20 protein-coding genes are annotated in these 23898 nt (G+C 72.8%); 9 read left to right on the forward strand and 11 right to left on the reverse strand.

Annotated elements, in window-relative coordinates; all coding sequences use genetic code 11:
- Nucleotides 1-82: 82 nt before the first annotated feature.
- On the reverse strand, nucleotides 83-403 hold the full coding sequence (locus F1D61_RS14895; RefSeq protein ID WP_203158675.1) for a rhodanese-like domain-containing protein: 321 nt from the start codon (nucleotides 401-403) through the stop codon (nucleotides 83-85).
- A 243-nt stretch (nucleotides 404-646) separates the two neighbouring features.
- Here F1D61_RS14895 and F1D61_RS14900 point away from each other — a divergent pair, with 243 nt between their 5' ends.
- On the forward strand, nucleotides 647-1927 hold the full coding sequence (locus F1D61_RS14900; RefSeq protein WP_203158676.1) for a glycosyltransferase family 4 protein: 1281 nt from the start codon (nucleotides 647-649) through the stop codon (nucleotides 1925-1927).
- Between the two features lie 305 nt (nucleotides 1928-2232).
- Nucleotides 2233-3675, forward strand: coding sequence for an allantoinase PuuE (puuE, locus tag F1D61_RS14905; RefSeq protein WP_203158677.1), 1443 nt, complete (start codon nucleotides 2233-2235; stop codon nucleotides 3673-3675).
- A gap of 404 nt (nucleotides 3676-4079) precedes the next feature.
- Here the strand turns inward: puuE and F1D61_RS14910 are convergent, their stop codons facing one another.
- Together F1D61_RS14910 and F1D61_RS14915 are read right to left on the reverse strand one after the other, a co-directional pair.
- Complete coding sequence (locus tag F1D61_RS14910; RefSeq protein ID WP_203158678.1) at nucleotides 4080-5168, reverse strand: L,D-transpeptidase; 1089 nt, start codon at nucleotides 5166-5168, stop codon at nucleotides 4080-4082.
- A 181-nt stretch (nucleotides 5169-5349) separates the two neighbouring features.
- Nucleotides 5350-6225 (reverse strand): extensin-like domain-containing protein, encoded by an 876-nt coding sequence (locus F1D61_RS14915; RefSeq protein WP_246775897.1) that lies wholly within the window; start codon nucleotides 6223-6225, stop codon nucleotides 5350-5352.
- A gap of 132 nt (nucleotides 6226-6357) precedes the next feature.
- Here F1D61_RS14915 and F1D61_RS14920 point away from each other — a divergent pair, with 132 nt between their 5' ends.
- Nucleotides 6358-8418, forward strand: coding sequence for a M3 family metallopeptidase (locus tag F1D61_RS14920; RefSeq protein ID WP_203158679.1), 2061 nt, complete (start codon nucleotides 6358-6360; stop codon nucleotides 8416-8418).
- Nucleotides 8419-8979: 561 nt separating this feature from the next.
- Here the strand turns inward: F1D61_RS14920 and F1D61_RS14925 are convergent.
- From F1D61_RS14925 to F1D61_RS14935, 3 genes are read right to left on the reverse strand one after another with little or no spacing between them, the layout of a single operon-like run.
- Entirely contained in the window at nucleotides 8980-9726 is a 747-nt protein-coding gene (locus F1D61_RS14925) for an ABC transporter permease subunit (RefSeq protein ID WP_203158680.1), read from the reverse strand.
- Nucleotides 9723-10895 carry an ABC transporter permease subunit gene (locus F1D61_RS14930; RefSeq protein WP_203158681.1) on the reverse strand — a complete coding sequence of 391 codons (1173 nt, stop codon included), beginning with the start codon at nucleotides 10893-10895 and terminating at the stop codon, nucleotides 9723-9725. Before F1D61_RS14930 ends, F1D61_RS14925 begins: the two co-directional genes overlap by 4 nt.
- Nucleotides 10892-11713 (reverse strand): glycine betaine ABC transporter substrate-binding protein, encoded by an 822-nt coding sequence (locus tag F1D61_RS14935; protein ID WP_246775898.1) that lies wholly within the window; start codon nucleotides 11711-11713, stop codon nucleotides 10892-10894. Before F1D61_RS14935 ends, F1D61_RS14930 begins: the two co-directional genes overlap by 4 nt.
- A 370-nt stretch (nucleotides 11714-12083) precedes the next feature.
- On the opposite strand from F1D61_RS14935, the gene F1D61_RS14940 reads away from it, so the two are divergent.
- Entirely contained in the window at nucleotides 12084-12395 is a 312-nt protein-coding gene (locus tag F1D61_RS14940; protein WP_432443306.1) for a response regulator, read from the forward strand.
- 265 nt (nucleotides 12396-12660) lie between these two features.
- Here the strand turns inward: F1D61_RS14940 and F1D61_RS14945 are convergent, their stop codons facing one another.
- The 3 genes from F1D61_RS14945 to rsmI form a co-directional block, all read right to left on the reverse strand.
- The gene (locus F1D61_RS14945) at nucleotides 12661-12876 is read right to left on the reverse strand and encodes a hypothetical protein (RefSeq protein ID WP_203159408.1); all 216 of its coding nucleotides are present in this window, start codon (nucleotides 12874-12876) and stop codon (nucleotides 12661-12663) included.
- A gap of 91 nt (nucleotides 12877-12967) precedes the next feature.
- Nucleotides 12968-13354, reverse strand: coding sequence for a YraN family protein (locus F1D61_RS14950; RefSeq protein WP_203158683.1), 387 nt, complete (start codon nucleotides 13352-13354; stop codon nucleotides 12968-12970).
- Nucleotides 13338-14303 (reverse strand): 16S rRNA (cytidine(1402)-2'-O)-methyltransferase, encoded by a 966-nt coding sequence (gene rsmI, locus F1D61_RS14955; RefSeq protein ID WP_203158684.1) that lies wholly within the window; start codon nucleotides 14301-14303, stop codon nucleotides 13338-13340. The genes F1D61_RS14950 and rsmI overlap by 17 nt, the downstream gene beginning before the upstream one ends.
- Before the next feature lie 160 nt (nucleotides 14304-14463).
- Here rsmI and F1D61_RS14960 point away from each other — a divergent pair, with 160 nt between their 5' ends.
- Nucleotides 14464-15669 (forward strand): penicillin-binding protein activator, encoded by a 1206-nt coding sequence (locus F1D61_RS14960; RefSeq protein ID WP_203158685.1) that lies wholly within the window; start codon nucleotides 14464-14466, stop codon nucleotides 15667-15669.
- Nucleotides 15670-15867: 198 nt separating this feature from the next.
- On the opposite strand, the gene F1D61_RS14965 is transcribed toward F1D61_RS14960, so the two are convergent.
- Nucleotides 15868-16479 carry a pyridoxamine 5'-phosphate oxidase family protein gene (locus F1D61_RS14965; protein WP_203158686.1) on the reverse strand — a complete coding sequence of 204 codons (612 nt, stop codon included), beginning with the start codon at nucleotides 16477-16479 and terminating at the stop codon, nucleotides 15868-15870.
- A 136-nt stretch (nucleotides 16480-16615) separates the two neighbouring features.
- On the opposite strand from F1D61_RS14965, the gene F1D61_RS14970 reads away from it, so the two are divergent.
- The gene (locus F1D61_RS14970) at nucleotides 16616-17401 is read left to right on the forward strand and encodes an electron transporter (protein ID WP_246775899.1); all 786 of its coding nucleotides are present in this window, start codon (nucleotides 16616-16618) and stop codon (nucleotides 17399-17401) included.
- An 82-nt stretch (nucleotides 17402-17483) separates the two neighbouring features.
- Nucleotides 17484-18317, forward strand: a complete 834-nt coding sequence (locus F1D61_RS14975) for a 3-keto-5-aminohexanoate cleavage protein (protein ID WP_203158688.1) — start codon at nucleotides 17484-17486, stop codon at nucleotides 18315-18317.
- Between the two features lie 82 nt (nucleotides 18318-18399).
- Here the strand turns inward: F1D61_RS14975 and F1D61_RS14980 are convergent, their stop codons facing one another.
- The gene (locus F1D61_RS14980; protein WP_203158689.1) at nucleotides 18400-18921 is read right to left on the reverse strand and encodes a phasin; all 522 of its coding nucleotides are present in this window, start codon (nucleotides 18919-18921) and stop codon (nucleotides 18400-18402) included.
- A gap of 261 nt (nucleotides 18922-19182) precedes the next feature.
- On the opposite strand from F1D61_RS14980, the gene F1D61_RS14985 reads away from it, so the two are divergent.
- Nucleotides 19183-22248, forward strand: a complete 3066-nt coding sequence (locus F1D61_RS14985) for a PAS domain-containing sensor histidine kinase (protein ID WP_203158690.1) — start codon at nucleotides 19183-19185, stop codon at nucleotides 22246-22248.
- 181 nt (nucleotides 22249-22429) lie between these two features.
- Complete coding sequence (locus F1D61_RS14990) at nucleotides 22430-23770, forward strand: ABC transporter substrate-binding protein (protein ID WP_203158691.1); 1341 nt, start codon at nucleotides 22430-22432, stop codon at nucleotides 23768-23770.
- Nucleotides 23771-23898 lie beyond the last annotated feature (128 nt).

Here is a 23898-nt window from a genome sequence, read left to right on the forward strand (position 1 = left end):
ACGGGAACCGCGCCGGCTCCGGCGCGGCCCTCCCGGGGCCGTGAAGGTGTCCGCCGCCCCTTCGGGCGGGATGATGCGTCAGTTATTCCACGGGCTCGCCGGCATTGGCCCAGTCCTTGAACCCGCCGACGTAATGCTCGCTCAGGGGGATGCCCTGGCTCTGGAGGTATTGCAGCGCCCGGGCCGAGCGCATGCCGGCGGCGCAGGACAGGACCGGCCGGCGGCCGTCCTCGGCGATCAGTGCCTGCAGCCGCTCGACGTCGAAGGCCGAGAGCGGAAAGGACACGGAGCCCGGGATGTGGCCGGATTCGAATTCGTTGGGCTCGCGCACGTCGATCAGCAGGACGGAGCCGTCCGACAAGCCGCGCTTCACCGCATCCCGATCCAGATCGACGATCGCCATTGTGTCACCCGAACGTCGGCCCCGCGCCGACCCATGATCATAGTCGGTGCGCCCGACACTTGTCACCGCGACGCGACGGAGCGGTGACGAATGCGATAAATCATCATCGCTCAGCGTTGCAAGAGCGACCATCCACAGGCCGGCCCTCGTCTTGTGCGCTGCCGCACAGGGCGGATTCGGCCTGGAGCGCCCGGCTGTGTAGGAACGGGGCGACCGTGTCCCGGACTTCAGGCTCAAGGCTCCATGCGCCCCCATCCCGTCGCCCTCGACCTCACCCGCCTCGTCACCCGCCTGAGCCATGCGAGCCCGACCGGGATCGACCGGGTCGACCTGGCTTACGCCCGGCACCTCCTGGGGCAGCCCGGCCCGCGCTTCGGCCTCGTCTCGACGCCGCTCGGCCCGAAGGTGCTCGACCGGGGGCAGATGGCGGGCCTCGTCGAGGCGGCGGTCGCGGCCTGGACCGAGGAGGTCGCGGCCGGCGACGATCCGGTCTACCGCGACCTCTCGGGGAGGCTCGGCCTGCCGGTGCCGGCTCCCGGCACCTCATCCGGGAAGCCGGAGGGTGCGCGCGAACGCCGCCGGCGCCAGCTCGAGGCCTGGCTCACGGTGCTGCGGGCGCCGGGCACGGACAGCGTGCCGATGAACGCGCTCTACCTCCACACCTCGCATCTGCGCCTCGACAAGCCGGCGCGGTTCGACTGGCTCTACGACCGGCCCGACATCCGCCCGGTCTTCTTCATCCACGACCTGATCCCGATCGAGTATCCCGAATACGGCCGCGACGGCGAGGCCGAGCGGCACCGGGTGCGGATGGAGACGGTCGCCCGCCACGCGCAGGCCATCGTGGTGAACTCGGCCGATGTGGGGGAGCGCTTCGCGGCCCATCTCGCCGGCCTCGGGCGCCGGGTGCCGCCGATCACCGTCGGGCCGCTCGGGATCGAGGCGGCCTTCCACGGTGCGCCGTCCGCCGCTCCGGCCCGGCCGTTCTTCCTGGCCTGCGGCACGATCGAGCCGCGGAAGAACCTCATCAGCCTCCTCACCGCCTGGCGCGAACTCGCGGCCCGTCACGGGGAGGCGACGCCGCGTCTCGTCGTCGTCGGTCGCCGGGGCTGGGAGAGCGAGAACGTCGTCGACCTGCTGGAGCGCTGCCCGGCCGTGCGCGCCCGCGTCATCGAGGCCTCGGGCCTGTCGACCGCCGGACTGGTGCGCCTGATGGGGAGCGCCACCGCCCTCCTGATGCCCTCCTTCGCCGAGGGCTACGGCCTGCCGGTGCTGGAGGCCGCCGCCTCCGGCCTGCCGGTCGTCGCCTCCGACATCCCGGTCCATCGCGAGATCGCCGGCGCCTTCGCGGAGTTCCTGCACCCGCTCGACGGGTTGGGCTGGATGCGGGTGGTGGAGGACCTGGCGGCGCCGGGCTCTCCTTTGCGCGCCGAGATGGCGGGGCGCCTCGCGGGCTACCGGGCCCCGACCTGGGCCGACCATTTCGCCCGGGTTGATCCGACGCTGGCGGCCCTGGCGGGGTGAGGGTCGGGGGCGGTTTTGCGTGTCGGCTGCCGCAAGGCTAAGGTTGGGGCACGATTTCTACGCGGCCCTCATTGCCCTGCCGCGGACGAGAGCGCGATCCCCCCTCTCCCGTGTGGGAGAGGGGCCAGGGGTGAGGGTGACACGCTTCAGCAGAGAACGCTGAATGTGGTGCTGGCAGCAGGACGGTCCGAGCCTGACACAGGACCGTAGCACCCTCACCCCTACCCCTCTCCCACACGGGAGAGGGGATCCCGCGCGAACTCGTCCAGGGTAGCGCGGTCACGGCTCATCCTGGACCCACCCCCATGACCGACTCCCCCTACCCCCGCGATCTCGTCGGCTACGGCCGCACCCCGCCCCACGCGCAATGGCCGGACGGCGCCCGCATCGCGGTGCAGTTCGTCATCAACTACGAGGAGGGCGGCGAGAACTGCCTGCTGCACGGCGACCGGGCCTCGGAGGCGTTCCTGTCGGAGATCGTCGGCGCGCAGGCCTGGCCGGGCCAGCGCCACATGAGCATGGAATCGATCTACGAGTACGGCTCGCGGGTCGGGTTCTGGCGCCTGCACAAGCTGTTCACCGGGCGCAACCTGCCGGTGACGGTCTACGGCGTCGCCACCGCCCTCCAGCGCAACCCGGACGCGGTCGCGGCGATGCGCGAGGCCGGCTGGGAGATCGCCTGCCACGGCCTCAAGTGGATCGACTACCGCGACTTCTCCTACGAGGAGGAGAAGGCCCATATGAGCGAGGCGATCCGGATCCACACTGAGGTGACCGGCGAGCGCCCCCTCGGCTGGTATACCGGCCGGACCTCGGAGAACACGCTGAAGTTGGTGATGGAGGAAGGCGGCTTCCTCTACTCGGCGGATTCCTATGCCGACGACCTGCCGTACTGGGTCGAGGGACCCCGCGCGCCGCAACTGGTGGTGCCCTACACCCTCGATTCGAACGACATGCGCTTCGCGACGCCGCAGGGCTTCAACGCCGGCGACCAGTTCTTCGCCTACCTGCGCGATTCCTTCGACGTGCTCTACGACGAGGGCGCCGAGACGCCCCGGATGCTGTCGATCGGCCTGCATTGCCGCCTCGTCGGCCGGCCGGGCCGGATCGCGGCGCTCGCCCGCTTCCTCGACCACGTCGCCGCCCACGACGACGTGTGGGTGACCCGCCGCATCGACATCGCCCGCCACTGGGCCAGGACCCACGCGCCGGCCGGCCTGACCCCGAGCCGGATGGGCCGCGCCCTGTTCGTGGAAAGCTTCGGCGACGTGTTCGAGCACTCGCCCTGGGTGGCGGAGGGCGCCCACGCCACCGGGCTGTCGGGGATGCAGGATTCGGCCGACGGGCTTCACGCCGCGATGGTCGAGGTGATGCGGGCGGCCGAGCCGGAGCGGCAGCTCGCCCTCATCCGCGCCCATCCCGACCTCGCCGGCCGGGTGGCGGCCGCCGACCTCGCGCCGGAATCCCGCGCCGAGCAGGCCTCGGCCGGGCTCGACGCCCTCGATGCCGAGGGCCGCGCCCGCTTCCTCGAACTCAACGAGCGCTACCGCAACCTCCACGGCTTCCCGTTCGTGATGGCGGTGCGGGGCAAGGGGCCGGAGGAGATTCTCGCCCAACTCGGCGAGCGTCTGGACAATCCGCCGGAGGCCGAGCGGGCGCGGGCACTTTCCGAGATCGAGACCATCGCGCTGCTGCGGTTGCGGCAGCGGCTGCCGTCGCTGCCGGACGTGTTCTCGGCGACGGCGTGATCTTTCGGTGCAGGCACGACGGTCGCCACGGATCAACCCTACCCCCTTTGCGGGCGAGCGTGTTCGCGCAAAGGGGTCGGCAAGGCGCCTGTCATCTGTTTCGCCGGAGGCTGATCCCTGATCGGAGGAGTCCGGTACGGGATCTCAGCCCCGGTGGGTTTGGCGGTCCTTGGCTCGCTGAAGGGGGCCTTCCTTCTATCACGCTTGGTCGCGGAGGGCCCTCGCCGGTTGCCTGTGAGGCGCCTTGGCGGGGATCGGGCGGGGGGGCCGCGCTTCAGGATGGGGTGGACCCGTTCTGACGGGCGCCATACCTGGCATCGTCCCGCCGCCTCTCCTTCGGCCTGTTCCGTCAGCCACCCTTCCCCACAGAGGGGGAAGGGGTCACGCGCAACAGCCGGCGGCGCCTACTTTCCGAAATCCACCTTCGCGCCCCGCTCGACGTGTTTCGCCAAGTCGCGCGCGTCCCAGTTGGTCAGCCGGACGCAGCCATGCGATTCGGTCTTGCCGACCTTCTCGGGCTCCGGCGTGCCGTGGATGCCGTAGCCGTCGTTCCCCGAGAGGTCGATCCAGACCACGCCGACCGGGTTGTTCGGGCCGGGCTTGATGGTGAACTTGCGCTTCGCCTCGACGCCCTGGAATGCGTATTTCGGGTTGTAGGTATAGGTGGGATCGAATGCGACGCCCTCGACCTTCAGGACGCCGCTCGGCGCCGGCTTCTCCTCGCTGCCGATCGAGGCCGGGTAGAGGTGGACCAGCGCCCCGTCCTCGCCGTAGGCCCGGACCTGGAGCGCGTCCTTGTCGACCTCGATGCGGGTGACCTTCGGGGTCTCGGGCAGTTCCTTGGCGGGAATGCGCCCGGTCTCGAGCGGCGGGACCGCCGCGACCGTGATCACCGTCCCGGCCTTGGTCAGCGGCTTGTCGCGGTTGAGGGCCTCGAGGAAGTCCTTGCTCATGTGGAAGCGCTCGGCCAGCATCTCGGCCGGCGAGGCGTAGGACAAGGCCTTCAGGTCGGCCTGCTCCTCCATCTTCGGCGGGATCTTGTCCTCGTACGGACCGGCGACATCCTGCTCGGTCAGCGTGTACTCGGTCACCGCCGGATCCTGGCTGGTGCCCGACAGGGTCCGCCACAGGTTCTCGTCGAGGCGTCCGGAGAAGGACTGGCCCTTGGCCTTGGCGAAGCCGGCGAGCGCCCCGCGCAGGTTGTCGCCGTCGCGCCCGTCGATGGCGCCGGGCGAGAAGCCGGCCCGGTCGAGGAGCACCTGTACCCGCACGGTCAGCGGGTCGGCGCGGGTCTCGGCGGCCTTCGCGGACTTGGTGTCCTTCCCGGATTCCGCCTTGCCGGATTCCTTCGCGCCTTTGGCCTGGTCGTCCTTGCCGGCGTCGAACTGCGCCTGGTTGATCGCCTCCAGCGTCAGGGGCGCCTCCGCGGCGCCGGCCGCGCCGGACAGCCCTATCACCAGCAGAGCCGCCCCGAGCCTCGCCGTCCTCCGCATCCGACCCTCTCCTGCACTGGACATCAGCCAGGCCTAAAAGCGCCGGACGCCGCCTCCCGTTCCGGATTTTTCGCTGTCATACGCTTTCCGATTGATCGCTTCGCGATGCGGAAAGCGGCTTCGCTCAAGCGCCGCGCGGGCTGGTGATACGGCATCCGAAAGTGATCTTCCGGATGCCGTATCACTGGCACAGGCGGTGGCCGGCATTGCGCTCGCGCTCGTCGAGGTGGAGGTGGTTGGCATGCGCCGCGTCCGAGCCGGGACCGAGCACGGTGCGGAAGAAGCCGCAGGCCCGGGTCCTGACGGCGGCTTCGAACGCCGCCTCGGGCGTGCCCTCCCGCGCCGCACCGACCGTCACCGGCGCCCGGCCCTCGAAGGTGAAACCCATCACGTCGACGCCGTTGGCATAGGCGTGCTCGCTGAGCTTGGCGCTCGGGTCGTGGTTCTGGCCGCGGCACTCGTAGGAGCCGCCGATCTGGATCGTCTTCGGCACGCTCGAGAGCGTGCGCTCGGCGATCACCCGGACCTCGGTGCTCCAGCGGCCGAGCGCTTCCGCGGCGACGCAGGTGAGGGTGGCGGCGGGACTGAGCGGGACGCCGTCGGGAAGCGCCGTCACCCGCAGGGGCTTGGCCGCCCCGCACAGCCCATCGGCGAGGGGCGCCACCGGCTCGGCCTTGACGCCGAGGCGGTCGAGCCGGCGCAGGCAGGCGGTGTCGTCGGGAACGACCGTGGCGGGGGTGGGGGCCGGAGCGGCGGGCAGGTCGGCGGGCCGTTCGGGCGGCAGCGGCGCCGGTTCGGGGACGGGCGAGGCGGGCGCGTCCTTGGGGGTGTCCTTGGAAGTGTCCTTGGGCGTGTCCTTGGCGGCCTCCTTGGGGGCCGGATCCTTCGCAGCGGGCTCCTTGGCCTCCTCGGGCCGCGGCGGCGGCAGCGGCACCTGATCGGCCGGGACCCGGCTCAGCGGAGACGGAGCGGCCGGTGCCTGCGCGGCAGCCGGACCGGCCAGAATGGCACTCCCCACCAGCCCGGCGAGGATCCGCCCCATCATCGTCCCCGGCATCGCCCCCTCCCCCAGTCGCGCTTCACAACGGACGAGCAAGCGTAGCCGTTCCCCCACCTCGCGCGCCCTGCCGCGCTTGCGCCCCACGCTCCACGGTCTATCGTCGCCCGCGCCATCAGCGAGAGGATCAGCATGCGCGGCGTCACGGCGGAGCACGAGCCCAACCCCTTCTCCGAGCCGGCCTGGACCACGCCCCACGGGCTGCCGCCCTTCGAGCGCATCGTCCCCGCGCATTACGAGCCGGCCTTCGAGCGGGCGCTGGCCCAGCACGTCGCCGAGATCGAGGCGATCGCCGGCAATCCCGAGCCGGCGACCTTCGCCAACACGATCGAGGCGATGGAACGCTCCGGCCAGGCCCTGCGCCGGGTCTCCTCGACCTTCTTCAACCTCACCGGCAGCCACACCAATCCCGAGCTGCAGGCGGTCGAGCGGTCGGTGTCGCCGCGGCTCGCCCGCCATGGCAGCGCGATCTACCTCAACCCGGACCTGTGGGCGCGGGTCTCGAGCGTCGGCGAGGACGGCCTGTCCGACGAGCAGAAGCGGGTGCGCGAGCGCTACCGCCTGCGCTTCCGCCGCGCCGGGGCCGAGCTCGACGCCGAATCGAAGGAGCGGATGGCCGCCATCGCCTCGCGGCTCGCCGAGCTCGGCACCCAGTTCAGCCAGAACCTGCTCGCCGACGAGGGCGCCTTCACGCTGGAATTGACCGGTGAGGACGATCTCGCCGGCCTGCCGCCCTTCCTGCGCGCTGCCGCCAGCCGGGCGGCCGAGGAGCGCGGGCTGAAGAACAGCCACGTCGTCACCCTGTCGCGCTCGCTGATCGACCCGTTCCTGGTCTTCTCGACCCGGCGCGACTTGCGCGAGCGCGCCTACGCCGCCTGGATCCGCCGGGGCGAGAACGGGGGCGAGACCGACAACCGGGCGATCATCACCGAGACCCTGCGCCTGCGCGCCGAGCGGGCCCGCCTGCTCGGCTATTCGAGCTACGCCGCCTACCGCCTCGACGACACGATGGCCGGCAGCGCGGACGCCGCCGTCGGCCTCCTGGAAGAGGTCTGGGCGCCGGCCCGCCGCCGGGCCGTGGCCGAGCGCGACCGCCTCCAGGCACTGGCCCGCGAGGACGGCCAGAGCTTCGATCTCGCGCCGCATGACTGGCGCCACTATGCCGAGCGCCTGCGCCGCCGCGAGCACGACCTCGACGAGGGCGAGATCAAGCCGTACTTAGCCCTCGAGGGCATGATCCAGGCCGCCTTCGATACGGCGCATCGCCTGTTCGGTCTCTCCTTCACCGAACTCCCGGACGTGCCGCGCTACCACCCGGAGGTGCGGGCCTGGGAGGTCGCCGACCGGGACGGCCGGGTGATCGGCCTGTTCCTCGGCGATTACTTCGCGCGGGCCAGCAAGCGCTCGGGCGCCTGGATGAGCGGCTTCCGCTCGCAGGAGCGCCTGACCGGCGCGGTCACGCCGATCATCGTCAACGTGATGAACTTCGCCAAGGGGGCGGAGGGCGAGCCGTCCCTGCTCTCCTTCGACGATGCCCGCACGCTGTTCCATGAATTCGGCCACGCCCTGCACGGGCTTTTGTCGAACGTGACCTACCCGATGCTCGCCGGCACCGCGGTAGCGGGCGATTTCGTCGAATTGCCGTCCCAGCTCTACGAGCACTGGCTGGAGCAGCCGGAGGTGCTGCGGGCGCATGCCCGCCACTACCGCACCGGCGAGCCGATGCCCGAGGACCTGCTGGCCCGGCTGCTCGCCGCCCGCACCTTCAACCAGGGCTTCGCCACGGTGGAATACACGGCGTCCGCGATCGTCGATCTCGACCTGCACCTGTCGCCGGAGGCCGAAGGCGGCATCGATCCGCTCGCCTTCGAGGCCGAGTCGCTGCGCCGGATCGGCATGCCGGCCGAGATCGCGATGCGCCACCGCTCGCCGCACTTCCAGCACATCTTTGCCGGGGAAGGCTACGCGGCGGGCTATTACAGCTACCTCTGGTCCGAGGTGCTGGACGCCGACGCCTTCGACGCCTTCCGGGAGGCCGGCGACATCTTCGATCCGGCCACCGCCGAGCGGCTGCGGACCTACGTCTACGGCGCCGGCAACCTGCGCGACGCGCGGAGCGCCTACACGGCGTTTCGCGGCCGGCTGCCGAGCACCGGGCCGCTGTTGCGCAAGCGGGGGCTGGCGGCGGCGTAGCAGCGACGATTTCGCATCTCGGAACCTGTTTCAGCAGGTGCGCGGATCGCCCTGACACACAAGCCGACACCTCTCACTGTCATCCCGGGGCTCTTCGAAGACGAAGACCCGGGATGACAGTGAGGGTTTTAATTCTTTAGGCCATCTCAAGCCACATCTCGAGGCTGGCTGAGATCTGGTTTGCGTCTTGATATCAGTATATCGATCAAATTTGCTTCTGATTCGCGACCTCGTCCTGAGGTGTTAGTCGATCGAAGATCGACTGACCTCGAAGGAGGGCTCCAGAAGCCTCGGCGATCCCTGGAGCCCTCCTTCGAGGCTCACTTCGTTCGCACCTCAGGATGAGGTTAGAGGGTAGGACGATCCCGCCCGCCTCAAGTCTTGAGTATAAGTTCTGCTCAAACAGGCTCTCAGGATGAGGTGAGTCGATAGGATAATCCCAATCGTCTTAAGTCTTGAGGAAAAAATCCCGCTCAAACGGTCTCTCAGGATGAGGTCACGCGTGGGATTGCCTGCCTGAATCGGATAAGTAGGCTCTGAAACAGATCAGGCCCACTGGTATCATCTCGACCGTCGCAGCAGCCGGCTCACGCCCGCCGCCGCAGTAAGCCAGGCCGCATCGGCCAGGAAGGCCAAAGCCGCCGCGGCCGCCGCCCCCTGGACCAGCGCCAGAGTGTTCTGCGTCTGCAACCCGACCACGATCGGGGTGCCCAGCGTCTGGGCCCCGGCGAGCGCCCCGATCGCCGCGGTGGCGACCGCGAGCACCAGCACCACCCGCAAGGATTCGAGGATCGGCCCGGCGGCGAGCGGCAGCTCGACCCGGACGAGAACTTGCGCCGGCGTGAGCCCCATCCCGAGTGCCGCCCGGCGCACCTCCTCCGGCACGGTGGCGAGCGCCCCGGCCGTGCCGCGCATCACCGGCATCAGCCCGTAGGCAGCGAGCGCCAGCAGGATCGGCGGCGCGCCGAAGCCGAGCACCGGGAGGGCGAGCGCCACCACCACCACCGGCGGCGCGGCCTGGGCGGCGGCGGCGAGGGTGTCAAGGGTGGCGCGCAACGAGGCACCGGCGGCGCGGGTCGCCAGGATGCCGAGGCCGAGCCCGGCCCCGCCCGCGAGGAGGAAGCCCGCCAGCGCCAAGGCCAGGTGCTGGCGGGCCAGCCAGGCGAGGCGCCCGGCCGGCACCGGCGTGCCGGCCTGGAGGCCGAGGCCCCGGACCACGAAGCCGGCGACCTCCGGCAGGCTGAGCAGCGCGAAGCACACGGCCACCAGCAGGGCCCCGAGCGCGCGGGTGACGCGGGGACGGCTCATGCCGGCACCTCCCGGGTGCCGCCGAGGAGCGCGAGCCCGGCATCGATCGCCAGCGCGAGGCCGATCACCGGGAGCGCCCCGAGCAGGATCAGGTCCTGGGCGAACTGCGCCATGCCCTCGAAGACCAGCGCCCCGAGCCCGCCGGCCCCGACGAGGCCGCCGAGGGTGGCGAGCCCGACGCTCTGCACCGCCGCGACCCGGACGGCGCCGATCAGCACCGGGGCACCGAGAGGCACGCGCACCCGCAGCAGCACCTCGCGGGGGTTGAGGCCGATCGCCCGGGCGGCGGCGAGCACGTCCGCATCCGCCGCGGCGAGGCCGGCGGCGAGCCCGCTCGCCAGCGGCAGGCAGAGATAGGCGGCGGTGCCGATCACCGCCGGCACCGGGCCGATGGCGGAGAGGCCGAGACCCCGCAGGGACGGCACCAGGGCGAGCAGGCCCGACAGGCCCGCCACCAGGGCCGCGAAGAGCGCGAGCGCCGGCACCACCTGGATCCCGCTCACAACGCCGTCGACGAGGCGCGCGCCCGGCCCGTCGCGCAGGCGCAGGAGCGCCAGGGGCATGGAGACGAGGAGCGCCAGGCCGAGCGACGCCCCGGCGAGCCCGAGATGCTGGAGCACCGCCGCGGTCACGGCCCCGGCCCGCGCCCGGTACTCCACCGCGAGCGACAGCGAATCGAGAGCACCCGCCCCCGCGACGACGGCCGCGAGGCCGAGGAGCAGGAGAACGGCGAGAAGACCGCCGCGGCGTGGCAGGACCGCCCTGCCCGTCTCCGCGGCCAGGCCCGCCAGCGCCAGCAGGGCGAGCCACCCGCCCGAGCCGAGGGCGGCACGGGCGGCGGGCTTCTGGCCCGCGAGGAGTCCGGCCGCCTCGTGGCCGAGGCCGACCAGCAGCACACCCCAGGCGAACAGTGCCGCCGCGAGGGCGGTCCAAGCGCGCCACGGCCGCGCCGCCTCCGCGGGCAGCAGAGCCGCCCCGACCGCGAGCGCGCTCGCCACCATCCCGGCGGCGCCGCTTCCGACCGGGCTGCCGGGCACGAGGCGGTTCGGCGCCAGGGTGAGGAACGGCAGGCCGGCGAGCGCTGCGGCGGCAAGGCCGGCGGCGACGAGCGGGAGCCAGGCAGCGGGCCATGTCGGCGACGCCTTGGTGCGAGTGACGGCGCGAATCATGGCGCGAGGGTTCCGAGGTAGCGGCGGGCGACCGCCTCCGGGGTGTCGCCCTCCACCGCCACCTCGGCGTTCAGCCGCCGCAGGGTCGGGAGGTCGAGGCCGGAAAAGAGGCGATCGAGGGCGGGAGCGATCTCCGGGTGACGGTCGAGGACGGGCGTGCGGATCACCGGTGCGGGCTCGTAGACGATCTGCGCGCCGGCCGGATCGCTCATCACCGTGACGTCGAGGGCCGCGATCGCCCCGTCGGTGCCGTAGACCATGCCGGCATTGACCCCGCTGATGCCCTGCGCCGCCGCCCGCAACGTGACGGCGGTATCGCCGCCCGGCAGCATCACGATCCGCTCCCGCGGCATCACGAAATCGTAAGCGCGCTCGAAGGACGGCAGGGCCGCCGGGCTCTCCACGAACTCCGCCGAGGCGCAGAGCTCGATCAGGCCGCGCCGGACGGCGCCGGCGAAATCCGCCATCGTGGCGAGGCGCTCGGCCCGGGCGAGGCTGCCCTGCACGGCGATCTGCCAGGTGTTGTTGGCGGGCGCCGCCTTGAGCCAGGTGAGGCCGTTCTTCGCATCGAAGGCCTTCGCCGCCGCGTAGGCGCTCTCGGCCCGGCGCCAGACCGGATCGGCATCGGTGCCGGAGAAGAAGGCGGCATTGCCGGTATATTCCGGGTAGAGGTCGATCTCGCCGGCGGTCAGCGCGGTGCGGACGATGCGGGTCGGCCCGAGCTGGAGCCGCGCCGTCACCGGGACGCCGAGCCGCCGCAGCACCATCGCGATCAGGTGGCCGAGCAGGGCGCCCTCGCCGTCGACCTTCGAGGCCACGGAAACCGGCCGGTCGGCCCGCGCCGTCGTGGACGCGAGGGCGAGCCCCCTGCGATCAGGGCTCGCCGATTCAAGGGGTGGGGAGTATCGTGGTGCCGCTGCATCGCGTCCCAGGGTCGTGCGCTTGACATGTCTGGCGTTCCGGGCGACGGCTCACCGGCGCAGGTCCTGGCGACCGGCGCGGACTCGCATGGGTTGCGGGCGGATGAAACCCCTGACGGTCGAGCGGATGCCGCCACGGCAGGAACAGGTCGGTCGGGCCTCGATACGGGGCGTTGAGGGAAAGAACTCCGGCGTGGGCACGGAAACAAGCGAAGACCTCCTGAACGGTGCCCGCGTCCTCGTGGTGGAGGACGAAGCGGCGATCTCGATGCTGCTGGAGGACATGCTGCTCGATTTCGGGTGCGAAGTCGTGGGTCCGGCGGCCCGGCTGAGCAAGGCGCTCGAGATGGCCGAGAGCGAGAGCTTCGTGGTCGCGATCCTCGACGTCAACGTCGCCGGCGAGCCGATCTATCCCGTCGCCGAGGCGATCGTGCGCCGCGGCCTGCCGCTGGTCTTCTCGACCGGCTATGGCGGCGCCGGCATCCGCGAGCCGTTCCGCGATCGTCCGGTGGTGCAGAAGCCGTTCAGCCAGCAGGATCTCAAGCGCACCCTGATCGCCGCGATCGCGGCGGCGCGCTGAGGCACGAGCTTCCTCTTTTCCGATCCCGCAGAACCCCGGGCAGTAATTTGCACCTCGTGCGAATTCTGCTCTGTCGGACCCAACGGCGGAATCGATACCCTTGCTGTCATTCCGGGGCCGCGCAGCGGAGCCCGGAATCCAGACGCGCGGAGGGATGAGAGTGAAGCGGGCCGCTACCCGCCTCGTTCTTGACCATCCGCGGTTCTGGATTCCGGGCTCCGCTACGCGGCCCCGGAATGACAGCGGGAGTTGGATCCGCCGGCCTTCAGCCCGCCACCCGCAGCACCGCCGCACCGGCCGGCCGCTCGGCCGGCTTGCGCGCGTCGGCCGCCTCCTGCGCCTCGACGCGGCGCTTGAACGCGCCCCAGGCCATCAGCGTGCAGCCGCAGCGGTCGCACTGGATCATGGCCTCGTCGGTCAGGTCGGCCGGCAGGCGTACCCCCGGCGAGCCGCAGGACTCGCATCCGAAACCGCTGCGCATCGTGTGACCCCCCTCATCTCCGGCACCATCGCGATTGCAAGCGTAAGCATGCTGCGCTGCACGCAAGATGAACGCAATCGCAAAATCCGAATCAGGGGTCCATCGTCAGGTCGAAGGCCGAGACGACGTGGCGGGGCCAGCGCCGCGGCGCCACGAACACCGCGTCGGCCCGCAGGGTGAGGGCGGCGCTCCACGGCTCCCGGGCGATCCAGGCCCGGACGGCGCGGGAGAACAGGCGGCGCTTGCGGGCGTCGATCGACACGGAGGCCTGTTCCAGGGTCGGGCGCGCCTTGACCTCCACGAAGGCGACGACGGAACCGCGGCGCACGATCAGGTCGATCTCGCCGCCGCCGATCGAGACCCGCCAGGCCAGCGGCCGGTAGCCCTTGAGCAGGAGGGCGAAGGCCGCCAGCCACTCGGCCCGCCGGCCGCGGGCGAGATGGAGGCGGCGGCGGGTCGCATCACGCGTCGCCGGCATCGTCGGCGCGGCGGGCGAGCACCAGGGCGCGGGCATAGACATCGCGCCGCCTCACACCGGTCTCGTCGGCGACGAGGCTGGCGGCGTCCTTGATCGAGTGGCGGGCGAGCGCGGCTTCGATCCGGGCATCGAGGTCGGCATCGTGCTCCGGGCCCGGCGCGTCCTCGGGCGCGGTGCCGATCACCACCACCACCTCGCCCTTCGGCGGGCCGGAGGCGGCGTAGTCGGCGGCGAGCCCCGCGAGGTCGCCCCGCCGCACGGTCTCGAACAGCTTGGTCAGTTCGCGCGCCACCGCGGCGGGGCGGGTGCCGCCCAGCACGTCCGCGGCGTCGGCCAGCATCTCCGGCAGGCGGTGGGGCGCCTCGAACAGCACCAGGGTGCCGGGGATGCCGGCGAGCACGCCTAAGCGGTTGCGCCGCGCCCCGCTCTTCTGCGGCAGGAAGCCCTCGAAGAAGAAACGGTCGGTCGGCAGGCCCGCGGCGACGAGCGCGGTGATCGCCGCCGAGGGGCCGGGGATCGGGGTGACGGACAAGCCCGCCTCGATCGCCGCCTGAACCAGCTTGAAGCCGGGATCCGAGACCAGCGGCGTGCCGGCATCCGAGACCAGGGCCAGGGCCTCGCCGTCCCTGATGCGGGCGATCATCCGCTCGCGCACCCCCTCCCCCGAATGCTCGTGATAGGCGACGAGCGGCGTGGTGATGCCGTAATGGGCCAGCAGCGTGCGGGTGACCCGGGTGTCCTCCGCCAGCACCGCGTCGGCGGCGGCGAGCGTCGAGAGCGCCCGGAAGGTCACGTCCTTCAGGTTGCCGATCGGCGTCGCCACGACGTGCAGGCCGGGGGACAGGGGCTCGGCCTCGGCGGCGAGGCCGAAGGCGGTGTAGACGGCCGGGCCCCGGCCGGACGCGCGGTCCGGGGAACGGCGGCGGGTATCGTCGCTGCGCTGGGTCATCGCCGCCACTTTGCCACGTCTCGGCCCCGGGGCGCCATGGCGCGGCGAACGGGAGCGGTCGTTTACTTTTCGCCGGCAGACTTTATGCACCGGGCACGGATGTTGCTGCCGGGTTGCCGTCGCCGCGTCGCGCTGCGGGGCCGGATCGGGGGATTGGGCGATGGGGGGCATCGGCCTTCGGACTCTGAGACGTTTCGGGCGGGGCGCCATCGTGCTCGCCGGCCTGTCGGGGCTCGCCGCCTGCGGCGGGGTCGACAGCCCGGTCGTCGCCACCCGCACCGCACCGGTGGAGGCGCCGGCCCCGGCGGGCGACGGGACGGTGCTCGGCACCGGCAGCGTCAAGGTGGCGCTGATCCTGCCGCTCTCGGGGCCCGGCGCGGCGGTCGGCGCGAGCCTGCGCAACGCCGCCGACATGGCGCTCCAGGAATCGCAGAGCCCCGACCTGACGCTGCTGGTGAAGGACGACCGCGGCACGCCGGACGGCGCCCGGGAGGCCGCGGCCGCGGCCATCGCCGAGGGGGCGGAACTGGTCATCGGTCCGCTCTTCGCCGCCACGGTGCAATCGGCCGCCGCCACGGTGCGGCCCACCGGCAAGCCGGTCATCGCCTTCTCGACCGATGCCAGCGTGGCGGCGCGCGGCGTCTACCTGCTGAGCTTCCTGCCGCAGACCGAGGTCGACCGGATCATCGACCAGACCACCGCGGCGGGGCGGCGCTCCTTCGCGGCCCTGATTCCCGAGACGGTCTACGGCAACGTCGTCGAGGCGCAGTTCCGCGAGGCGGTGGCCCGCCGCGGCGGCCGCGTGGTGGCGATCGAGCGCTATGCCGCCGGGAACCCCGCCACCGCGATCGGGCGCCTCGCCCCGCTGATCGCCGGGCCTGCGCCCCAGGCCGATGCCCTCTTCCTGCCCGACACGCCGGAGGGCTTGAGCGCGGCCGGCGCGGCGCTCGCCCGCGCCGGCTTCAACCCGGCCCGGGTCAAGCCGGTCGGCACCTCGGTCTGGAACGACGCCCGCGTGTTCGCGCTGCCGGCCTTCCAGGGCGGCTGGTTCGCCGCCAGCGATCCGGCGGGCTTCGCCGGATTCAGCCAGCGCTACCGGGCGCGGTTCGGGTCGGACCCGGTGCGGGTCGCCACCCTGTCCTTCGATGCGGTCTCCCTCGCCGCGGCCTTGAACCGGCAATACGGCTCGCAGCGCTTCGCCGACGCGACGCTCACCAATCCGTCGGGCTTCGCGGGGGTCGACGGCACCTTCCGGTTCCGCCCCGAGGGCATCAGCGACCGGACGCTCGCGGTGTTCGAGATCCGCACCGGGGGCACGACGATCGTCAGCCCGGCGCCGCGGGCGCTCGGGCCGTCGGGGACGTGAGCGGGGGCGGTTCGATCCGCCTCTACAAATATAAAACCCTCCGCGTCATTCCGGGCCGCGAAAGCGGAGCCCGGAATGACGCGGAGGGTGTCAGGACTGTCGATCAGGTCAGACAGGCTCTGATGGACAATCAGTCTCGAACCGCCTCGCAGGATACGACCAGGACGGGACGATCCGCCGACGCCCCCGACCTGATCCTCAATACAGGCGCGTCCGATACGACTCGTCCATCAGCCGCTCGGCCTCGGGCACGCCGATCGCCCCGGTCTGCTCGGCGAGCACCCGGCCGAGGCTCGGGAAGCTGTCGCGCGGCACCTGGGCCGCGGGGTCCCAGAGCTTGGCCCGCATCACCGCCTTCCCGCAATGGAAGAACACCTCCCGCACCGCGACGACGAGCCCGGTGGTCGGCACCTTGCCCTGCGCGGCGAGGGGCGCCAGCAGGGCGGGATCGGTGCTGAGGCGGGCGGTGCCGTTGACCCGCAGGGTCTCGGTGATGCCGGGCACGAGGAAGATCAGGCCGATGCCCGGCGCGGCGAGCAGGTTGCCGAAGCTGTCGGCACGGTTGTTGCCGCGCCGGTCCGGGATCAGCAGGGTGGCGTCGTCGAGCACCTGCACGAAGCCCGGCGCATCGCCGCGCGGGCTCGCATCGGCGCGGCCCTCGCCGTCGGCGGTGGCGACCACCAGGAACGGCGAGAGCGCGACGAAGGCGCGGGCATGCCGGTCGAGGCGGGCCTGGACCTTGCCCTCGGCCAGGCGGCTCACCGGGCCCATATGCTCGCGCAGGGCGTCCGCGTCGCGAATCTCGTCCATTCTCGCCTCGTCTCACCGCTGCGGCGTCCGGCCGGCGGGCCCCATGAGAGTGCCCCATGAGAGTGCCGGGTGAACGGGACGCAGAGCCGCCCTATCTCCTCCCGAGGGTGAGGGGTCCGGGCGGTCGATGCAAGCGATGAGAGCTCTCGGCGTTGCCGTCCTCCTGACCCTCCTCGGCCAGCCGGCCGCGGCCGGGCTGACGCAGAAGGACCTGTCGGGCGTCGGGCTGGCGCCGCCCCCCGGCGCGCGGGCGCCCCTCGATGCCGCCTTCACCGATACCGCCGACGGACGGGGCGTGACGCTCGGGCAGGCGCTGGCCGGGCGCCCGACCCTGCTGCTGCCCCTCGACTATGCCTGCCGCAACGTCTGCGACCCGATGCTCAGCCTCGCCGGCACGGCGCTCGCCGCCACCGGCCTCGCCCCGGGTGCGGATTACCGGCTGGTGACGCTGGGCTTCAATCCACGCGCCGATGCCGCCACCGCCCGCGCGATGGTGACCGGTCAGCTGGGCCAGGGGCCGCTCCTCGCCAGTGCCGCGGTGCTCAGCGGGACGCCGGGATCGGTCGCGGCGGTGACGCGGGCCCTCGGCTATGCCTACGCCTACGACCGGGACACCGACACCTACGCCCATCCGGCCGGCGCCCTGGTGCTGGCCGGCGACGGCCGGGTCGCCCGCGTGCTGTCGCCGCTGGCGATGACCGGCCGCGACCTGCGCCTCGCCCTGGTCGAGGCCGGCGAGGGTCGGGTCGGCGCCCTCTCCGACCGCCTGATTCTGCTCTGCTACGGCTACGATCCGCAGACGGGGGTCTATACGCCGCTGATCCGCCGCATCCTCGCGGCGTCCGGCGTCGTGACGATCCTGGGCATCGGTCTCCTGGTGCTGGGGCTGCACCGGCGCTCGCGTCGGGACCATCCGGCGTGACCACCACGAGACCGACCGGTGCGCCGGCCGTAAGAATGCCGCGTCGCCGAATCGGGACGGGCGCGGAGAAATCGAGAGACAGATGGCCATCCCCCTCACGCTCACCGTGGCGCCGAACGGCGCCCGCCGCACCAAGGCCGACCATCCCGCCCTGCCGATCGAGCCGCGGGAGATCGGCCTGGAGGCCGCCCGCTGCCGCGAGGCCGGCGCCGCGATGATCCATCTGCACGTGCGCGATGCGGAAGCGCGCCACACCCTCGACCTCGACCGCTACCGCGCGGCCCTGGCGGCGGTGCGCCGCGAGGCGGGGCCGGAGATGATCTGCCAGGTCACCACCGAGGCGGTCGGCCTCTACAGCCCGGCCGAGCAGATGGCGGCGATGCGGGCTTTGAAGCCCGAGGCGTTCTCGGTCGCCCTGCGCGAGCTCTTCGCCGAGCCGGAGGACGAGGGCGCCGCCGCCGCCTTCCTGGCCGAGCAGGCCCGGGCCGGGGTCATGGTGCAGCACATCCTGTACGATGCGGGCGACGTCACCCGCTTCCAGGGCCTGGCGGCGCGGGGGCTGATCCCGCTCGACCGGGCGAGCGTGCTGTTCGTGCTCGGCCGCTACGCCGTCGGCCAGCGCTCGGACCCCGCCGACCTGCTGCCCTTCCTCACCGCCTGGAATTCCGAGCACCACCTCGATTTACCCTGGGCGCTCTGCGCCTTCGGCCCGCGGGAGGCCGCCTGCCTGATCGCCGCGGCGGCGCTCGGCGGGCATGCGCGGGTCGGGTTCGAGAACAACCTGTGGCGGCCGGACGGGAGCCTGGCACCGGACAACGCCGCGCAGGTCGCGGGGCTTGCGGCCCTGGCCCGGACCATCGGGATCGCCGTCGCCACGCCGGAGCAGGCCCGGGCGCTGTTCGGCGGAGAGAATTAGAAGGGCGCGATCCTCAAAGAAAAAGGCCGCGCCCCTCGCGGAGGCGCGGCCGAAGCCGTGCAGGGAAACGGCGCGGCGCGTCTTAGGACGTGGCGTCCTTGGCGGCGTTGGCGGCCTGGTCGGTGGCGCTGCGGGCGGCCTCGGTGCCCTTCTGCATCGCCTGGCGGGCGTGCTCGGCACCCTGCTGCATGGCGGTGCGGGCCTGCTCGGCGCTCTGCTGCATCGCCTGCTTGGCGTTCTCGGCGCTCTGCTGCATCGCGTTCTGGGCGAGGCCGCCGAACTCGCGGGCCTGGGTCTGCATGGCGGCGAACTGGCTGCGCACGAACTCGGCCTGGTGCTGCATCGCCTCCTGGACGTCCTTCGAGCGGACGAGCTTCTGGGCGAGGTCGAACGCGGCGTTCACGTTCTGCTCGGCGAAGGAGAAGCCGCGGGTCGAGGTTTCCTGGGCGTTGGTGCGGGCCATCTCGGCCGAACCCTGAAGCGTGTCGGCGGTCTTGCGCGCCGCACCGAGGAACGAATCGAACGCCTTGCGGGCCTGCTCGACGCTCTTCTCCGCGAAGTCCCGCATCTCGGTCGGGATCTCGTAGTTCGGGGTCTGGGTCATGTTCGTCTCCTCGTGTTTGGCGCGACCCGCGGCGCGGTACGCTGCGGGCCCGGCACGTATTGTGCATCGCACAATAGCATGGCGCGAGCGGAATGCCACCTTTTCCGGCAGGCGTTAAGGTTGACGGCAGGATAACGCAGCGACTGCGCATTTCGTGCCGGTGCGGGAAGGTGTCAGTTGGTTTAAAGCAGGCCGGGTGGGTCGGGTTCTGACAAGAGCCGGGCAAGATTCGGCGGCGGCAGTGGCGCGCGGGGAGAGGCAGTGGGTCGGGACGTGCTCTTCGAGACGACGATCGAGGCCCTGCGGGCCGTTCCGACCTTCGGGCACCGGATCGCCGGCGACGATCGCGCGTTCCTGCTCCTCGACCGGACGGCGACGCGGCTGCTCCACGCCTCCCCGGCCGCCGTGCCCTTGCGCGAGACGCTCGCCGATGCGGAGGGGCGGATCGATTCGTCCCTGGGCCTTCCGGCGCAGCTGCGCGGCTCCCTGACCCTGCCGGTCGGGACGACGCAGCCGCGGCTCGAGCGCCTGCGCCTGGCCGGACGCCTCGCCCCGCCGCTCCTCTGCGCCTGCCTGCCCGCCGCCCTGCCGGATGGCGAGCCCGGCCTTGCCGTCGCGATCCTCGATCCCCTGCCCGCCCGCCGTGCCCGCCGCGCGCCGGCCGCGGCTCAGGCCGCCGCCCTTTCCACTGCCCCTGCCGCCCCTCCTGCCGTCGCCGCACCGGAGCCGGTTCCCGAATCCGCGCCCGAGCCGGTCCCCGCCCCGGCGGAACCCGCGCCCCGCACGGCTCCCGGGCCGACCTTGCGCTTCCTGTGGCGCAGCGACGCCCGCGGCGGCCTCGTCGAGGCGACCGGGGGATTGCCCGAGACCGTCGGCGCCTCTCCGGTCGGCCGGAGCTGGGACGACCTGCTCGCCGGCCCGGTCGAGGCGGAGCCGGCCCTGGCGGAGGCCCTGGCGCAGCGCCGGACCTTCCGGGCCCTGCCCGTGCGCTGGCGCATCGCCGGGACCCGGACGGCCGTGGCGGTCGATCTCTCGGGCGCGCCCCGCCTCGGCGCCGGCCGCGCCTTCGCGGGCTTCAGCGGCTTCGGGGTCATCCACCCGGAGCGGATCGTCCCGGCCGCCGACCGGCCGGAGGCAGCCGAACCGAAGCCGCCCCGCCCCTCGCTGCGCGAGCGCGCCGCCGCGGTGATCGCCGTCGGGCGCCCGCCCGCGCCGGATCCTGTTGCACTGCACCATCCCGCTTCGGTGTCCACCCCGCACCCCGGGCCGGTCTCCGCGTCCCCGCAACCGGCGCCCGATCCGGACACGCCGGACCTGGCCTCCCTCGCCGGGGCGACCATGGCGGAATTCGCCGGCCTGATGGCGGCGCCCTTCGCGCATCTCGGGATGAGCTGGGGGTTCGGGACGCGGCCGTCTCCTGCGCCGCAAGGAACGTCCTCCGCGGAAGCCGGGATAGCGCAACCGGCTCCGCCGGAAGGTCCGCCGTCCCGGGAGCCGCACCCGGAACGATCCTCCTCCGACGGGCCGTCGCGCGGGCATGAGGCTGCCGCGGCCTCCCCGTCATCCTCGGCCGACCCGACCGGTGCGCATCCCGCCATCCCTCCGACGAACGACGAATCGTCCGCCGCCGAGACCCCGGCGGAAGCGAAGCCGGGCCACCCCTCCCTCTCCCTCAACGAGCACGCGGCGTTCCGGGAGATCGCCCGGGCGCTCGGCGCACGCTTCGCCGGCGACCCGGAGAGCACCGACTCCGCGCCGCTCCCGGCCCCGGCGCCGCACGTTGCGCCGGCCCGCGGCGCCGTGACGCCGTTCCGCGGGGCGCAGGCCCTCGCCCGGCTGCCGGAGCCCGGCGCGGACGTCGCGCTCGCCCGCCTCGTCGAGCGGCTGCCGGTCGGATTGCTGGTCCATCGCGGCGACGACGTGCTGCTCGCCAACCGCCATCTCCTGGTTCTGTCGGGCTACGACAGCCCCGAGGCCCTGGCCGCGGCCGGCGGACCGGGCGTGATCTTCCGCGGCCGCGATCCCTCCGCCTCGGCCGGGCCCGGCGAGGGGGCGCCGATCGCCCTCGCGACGAGGAGCGGCGGCAGCGTGCCGGTCGGCGTCACCGTCGGCGTCATCGAGTGGGACGGCGCGCCCGCGAGCCTGCTCACGATCCGGCGCCTGCCCGATGCCGACCCGGTCCAGTCGCTGGCGGCGGCCGAGGTCCATCTCGCCCACCGCGACGCCAACCTGCGCGAGACCACGGCGATCCTCGACGCGGTCACCGACGGGGTGGTGGTCCTCGACGACGAGGGCCGCATCCTCAGCATGAACCGCGGCGCGCAAGGCCTGCTCGGCGCCGATCCCCGCGAGGTCGCGGGCGAGTCCCTGATCGGCCTGTTCTCGCCCGAGAGCCGCCCGGCCGCCCAGGCCGCCCTGCTGCGGGCGGGCGCCGGGGCCACCGCGACGACCGGCGACGAGGTGATGGCGCGGGGACCGGACGGTCCGCTGCCCCTGATCCTCACCCTGGCGCCGGTGGCGAGCGGGCCGCCGCGCCGGGTCGCCGCGGTCCTGCGCGACGTCTCGGCCTCGCGGCGCACCGAGGCCGAGCTGGTGCGGGCCCGCCGCGAGGCCGAGCGGGCGAGCGCCCAGAAATCGGATTTTCTCGCCACGATCAGCCACGAGGTCCGCACGCCGCTCAACGCGATCATCGGCTTTGCCGAGGTGATGCTGGAGGAGCAGTTCGGCCCCGTCGGCAGCGAGCGCTACCGCGACTACCTGCGCGACATCCGGGCCTCCGGCGAGCACGTGGTGAGCCTCGTCAACGACCTCCTGGACCTGGCCAAGATCGAGGCCGGCCATCTCGACCTCGCCTTCGCGGGCCTGCCCCTCAACGACCTCGTGGCGGCCTCGGTCTCCCTGATGCAGCCCCAGGCGGCGCGCCAGCGGGTGGTGATGCGCACGAGCTTCGCCGCCGGCCTGCCGGCGGTGCTGGCCGACCAGCGCTCGTTGCGCCAGGCCACCCTCAACGTGATCTCGAACGCGATCAAGTTCACCGATGCCGGCGGGCAGGTGATCGTCTCGACGGCGGCGACCGACCGGGGCGGCGTGGCGCTCCGGGTGCGCGACACCGGCATCGGCATGAGCCCGGAGGAGATCGAGACCGCGCTCCAGCCGTTCCGCCAGATCGCCACCGCCCAGCGCCGCGGCGGCGGCACGGGCCTCGGCCTGCCGCTGACCAAGGCGCTGGTCGAGGCGAACCGGGCGAGCTTGCGGATCACCAGCCGCAAGGGCGAAGGCACGCTGGTCGAGATGCTGTTCCCGGCCGCCCGGGTGCTCGAAACCTGAGATGGCGCCCGTCAACGTCGCGCGGCCACCGCGACGTGCTCCAGGTCCTTGATGTCCCGGCATTTTCCTACGACGAAGCGGGATCCGCTCCGCCGGAAAGTGCTCTATCGCCCGGGCGCGCCCGGGCGTAGGCTCCGCCGACTCGCTGTTTTCCGCCCAGAAGCCCCGTCAGGACACGGCCATGCCGCCCCGCTCCGCCGTCCTCGCAGTCCTCCTGAGCCTCGTCGCCGGCCCCGCCGGCGCGGCCGAGGGCCTCGCCCTGACCGTGCTCACCGAGCGCACCGGCCCGATGGCCGCCGCCGGCACGCCGCTGGCGAACGGGCTGTCCGATTACCTGACCATGCTCGGCCGGCGCGACGGCGGCGTCGGCGGGATCCCGCTGGCGGTCGAGGAATGCGAGACCGGGGGCGAGGCGGCGCGGGCGCTCTCCTGCTACGAGGGAGCCACGGCCCGCGGCAGCATCGCGCTCGTGCCCGGCAACGCCGACGCGGCGCTCGCGCTGCTGCCGCGGCTCGCCGGCGACCGGATGCCCCTCGTCGCCGCCGGCTACGGCCCGGCCGCGATGGCGCGGGGCGACGTGCTGCCCTGGGCCTTCGCGCCCCCGGCCACAGTGTGGGATTCCCTGAGCGCGGCGCTCGCCTATGTCGGGCAGGGCGGCAGCGAGGACAGCCCGCAGGGCCGCAGCCTCGCCTATGTCCACCGCGACAGCCCGGCCGGGCGCGAACCGGAGCCGGTGCTGCGGGCGCTCGCCGCCGAGGCCGGCCTCGCCTTCCGCGCCTATGCCCTGCCGGACGGGGCCTCCGCCGAGGAGAACACGGCGCCGTGGCGCGCCGTGCGGGCGGCGGATCCCGATTACGTCATCCTCGATGCCACCGCCGGCCTCTCCGGCACGCCGCTCAGGGACGCCGCCGCGGCGGGCCTGCCGCTCAACCGCGTCGTCGTGGTCGGCTGGACCGGCGAGGACGACCTGCTGCAGCCGGGCGCCGGCGCCCGGGATCTCACCGCCAAGGGCCTGCGCACCGTGACCTGGCACGCGCCGGGCGACAGCTTCCCGGCCTTCGACCAGATCGACCTTCTGGTCATCGATGCCGGGCTGTCGCGCACCCCCAAGGCGGAGAATCCCGGCCCGCTCTACAACCGCGGCGTCTATGCCGGGGTGATCCTGGCCGAGGGCATCCGCAACGGCCAGCGCCTCGCCGGCAGGCGGGAGATCGACGGGCCCGAGATGCGCCGCGGGCTCGAGGCGATCAACCTCGATCCGGTGCGCTGGAAGGAGCTCGGCCTCGTGGGCTTCGCCCGCCGCATCCGCCTCACCTGCGCCGACCATAGCGGCCGCCGACCGCTCACCCTCCAGGAATGGACCGGCGCCCGCTGGGTGCAGATCGGCGACGACATTCCGCCCCCGCGCGAGCGCCTGACCCCCCACCTCGATGCGGCGGTCGCGGCGTTGGCCGAGCGCGTCGCCACCGAGACCGGCACTGCCGGCGCGAAGCCGCGGGAGGCCTGCCCGGCATCCCCCTGATACGAAATCCGGACGACCTTTCCGGATTTCGTCTCACCAGCCCGCGCGGCGTCCGAGCGAAGCCGCTTTCCGCATCGCGAAGCGATCAATCGGAAAGCGCATGACAAGTCTTCGCGAGATTGCCGCGC

Source organism: Methylobacterium aquaticum, from assembly GCF_016804325.1.
GTDB classification, from domain to species: Bacteria; Pseudomonadota; Alphaproteobacteria; order Rhizobiales; family Beijerinckiaceae; genus Methylobacterium; species Methylobacterium aquaticum_C.

What these genes read in the sequence shown, in the direction of transcription:
- F1D61_RS14895 (WP_203158675.1), bottom strand. Translation starts at nt 403, where the DNA reads ATGGCGATCGTCGATCTGGATCGGGATGCGGTGAAGCGCGGCTTGTCG.
- F1D61_RS14900 (WP_203158676.1), top strand. Translation starts at nt 647, where the DNA reads ATGCGCCCCCATCCCGTCGCCCTCGACCTCACCCGCCTCGTCACCCGC.
- puuE (WP_203158677.1), top strand. Translation starts at nt 2,233, where the DNA reads ATGACCGACTCCCCCTACCCCCGCGATCTCGTCGGCTACGGCCGCACC.
- F1D61_RS14910 (WP_203158678.1), bottom strand. Translation starts at nt 5,168, where the DNA reads ATGCGGAGGACGGCGAGGCTCGGGGCGGCTCTGCTGGTGATAGGGCTG.
- F1D61_RS14915 (WP_246775897.1), bottom strand. Translation starts at nt 6,225, where the DNA reads ATGCCGGGGACGATGATGGGGCGGATCCTCGCCGGGCTGGTGGGGAGT.
- F1D61_RS14920 (WP_203158679.1), top strand. Translation starts at nt 6,358, where the DNA reads ATGCGCGGCGTCACGGCGGAGCACGAGCCCAACCCCTTCTCCGAGCCG.
- F1D61_RS14925 (WP_203158680.1), bottom strand. Translation starts at nt 9,726, where the DNA reads ATGAGCCGTCCCCGCGTCACCCGCGCGCTCGGGGCCCTGCTGGTGGCC.
- F1D61_RS14930 (WP_203158681.1), bottom strand. Translation starts at nt 10,895, where the DNA reads ATGATTCGCGCCGTCACTCGCACCAAGGCGTCGCCGACATGGCCCGCT.
- F1D61_RS14940 (WP_432443306.1), top strand. Translation starts at nt 12,084, where the DNA reads ATGCTGCTGGAGGACATGCTGCTCGATTTCGGGTGCGAAGTCGTGGGT.
- F1D61_RS14945 (WP_203159408.1), bottom strand. Translation starts at nt 12,876, where the DNA reads ATGCGCAGCGGTTTCGGATGCGAGTCCTGCGGCTCGCCGGGGGTACGC.
- F1D61_RS14950 (WP_203158683.1), bottom strand. Translation starts at nt 13,354, where the DNA reads ATGCCGGCGACGCGTGATGCGACCCGCCGCCGCCTCCATCTCGCCCGC.
- rsmI (WP_203158684.1), bottom strand. Translation starts at nt 14,303, where the DNA reads ATGACCCAGCGCAGCGACGATACCCGCCGCCGTTCCCCGGACCGCGCG.
- F1D61_RS14960 (WP_203158685.1), top strand. Translation starts at nt 14,464, where the DNA reads ATGGGGGGCATCGGCCTTCGGACTCTGAGACGTTTCGGGCGGGGCGCC.
- F1D61_RS14965 (WP_203158686.1), bottom strand. Translation starts at nt 16,479, where the DNA reads ATGGACGAGATTCGCGACGCGGACGCCCTGCGCGAGCATATGGGCCCG.
- F1D61_RS14970 (WP_246775899.1), top strand. Translation starts at nt 16,616, where the DNA reads ATGAGAGCTCTCGGCGTTGCCGTCCTCCTGACCCTCCTCGGCCAGCCG.
- F1D61_RS14975 (WP_203158688.1), top strand. Translation starts at nt 17,484, where the DNA reads ATGGCCATCCCCCTCACGCTCACCGTGGCGCCGAACGGCGCCCGCCGC.
- F1D61_RS14980 (WP_203158689.1), bottom strand. Translation starts at nt 18,921, where the DNA reads ATGACCCAGACCCCGAACTACGAGATCCCGACCGAGATGCGGGACTTC.
- F1D61_RS14990 (WP_203158691.1), top strand. Translation starts at nt 22,430, where the DNA reads ATGCCGCCCCGCTCCGCCGTCCTCGCAGTCCTCCTGAGCCTCGTCGCC.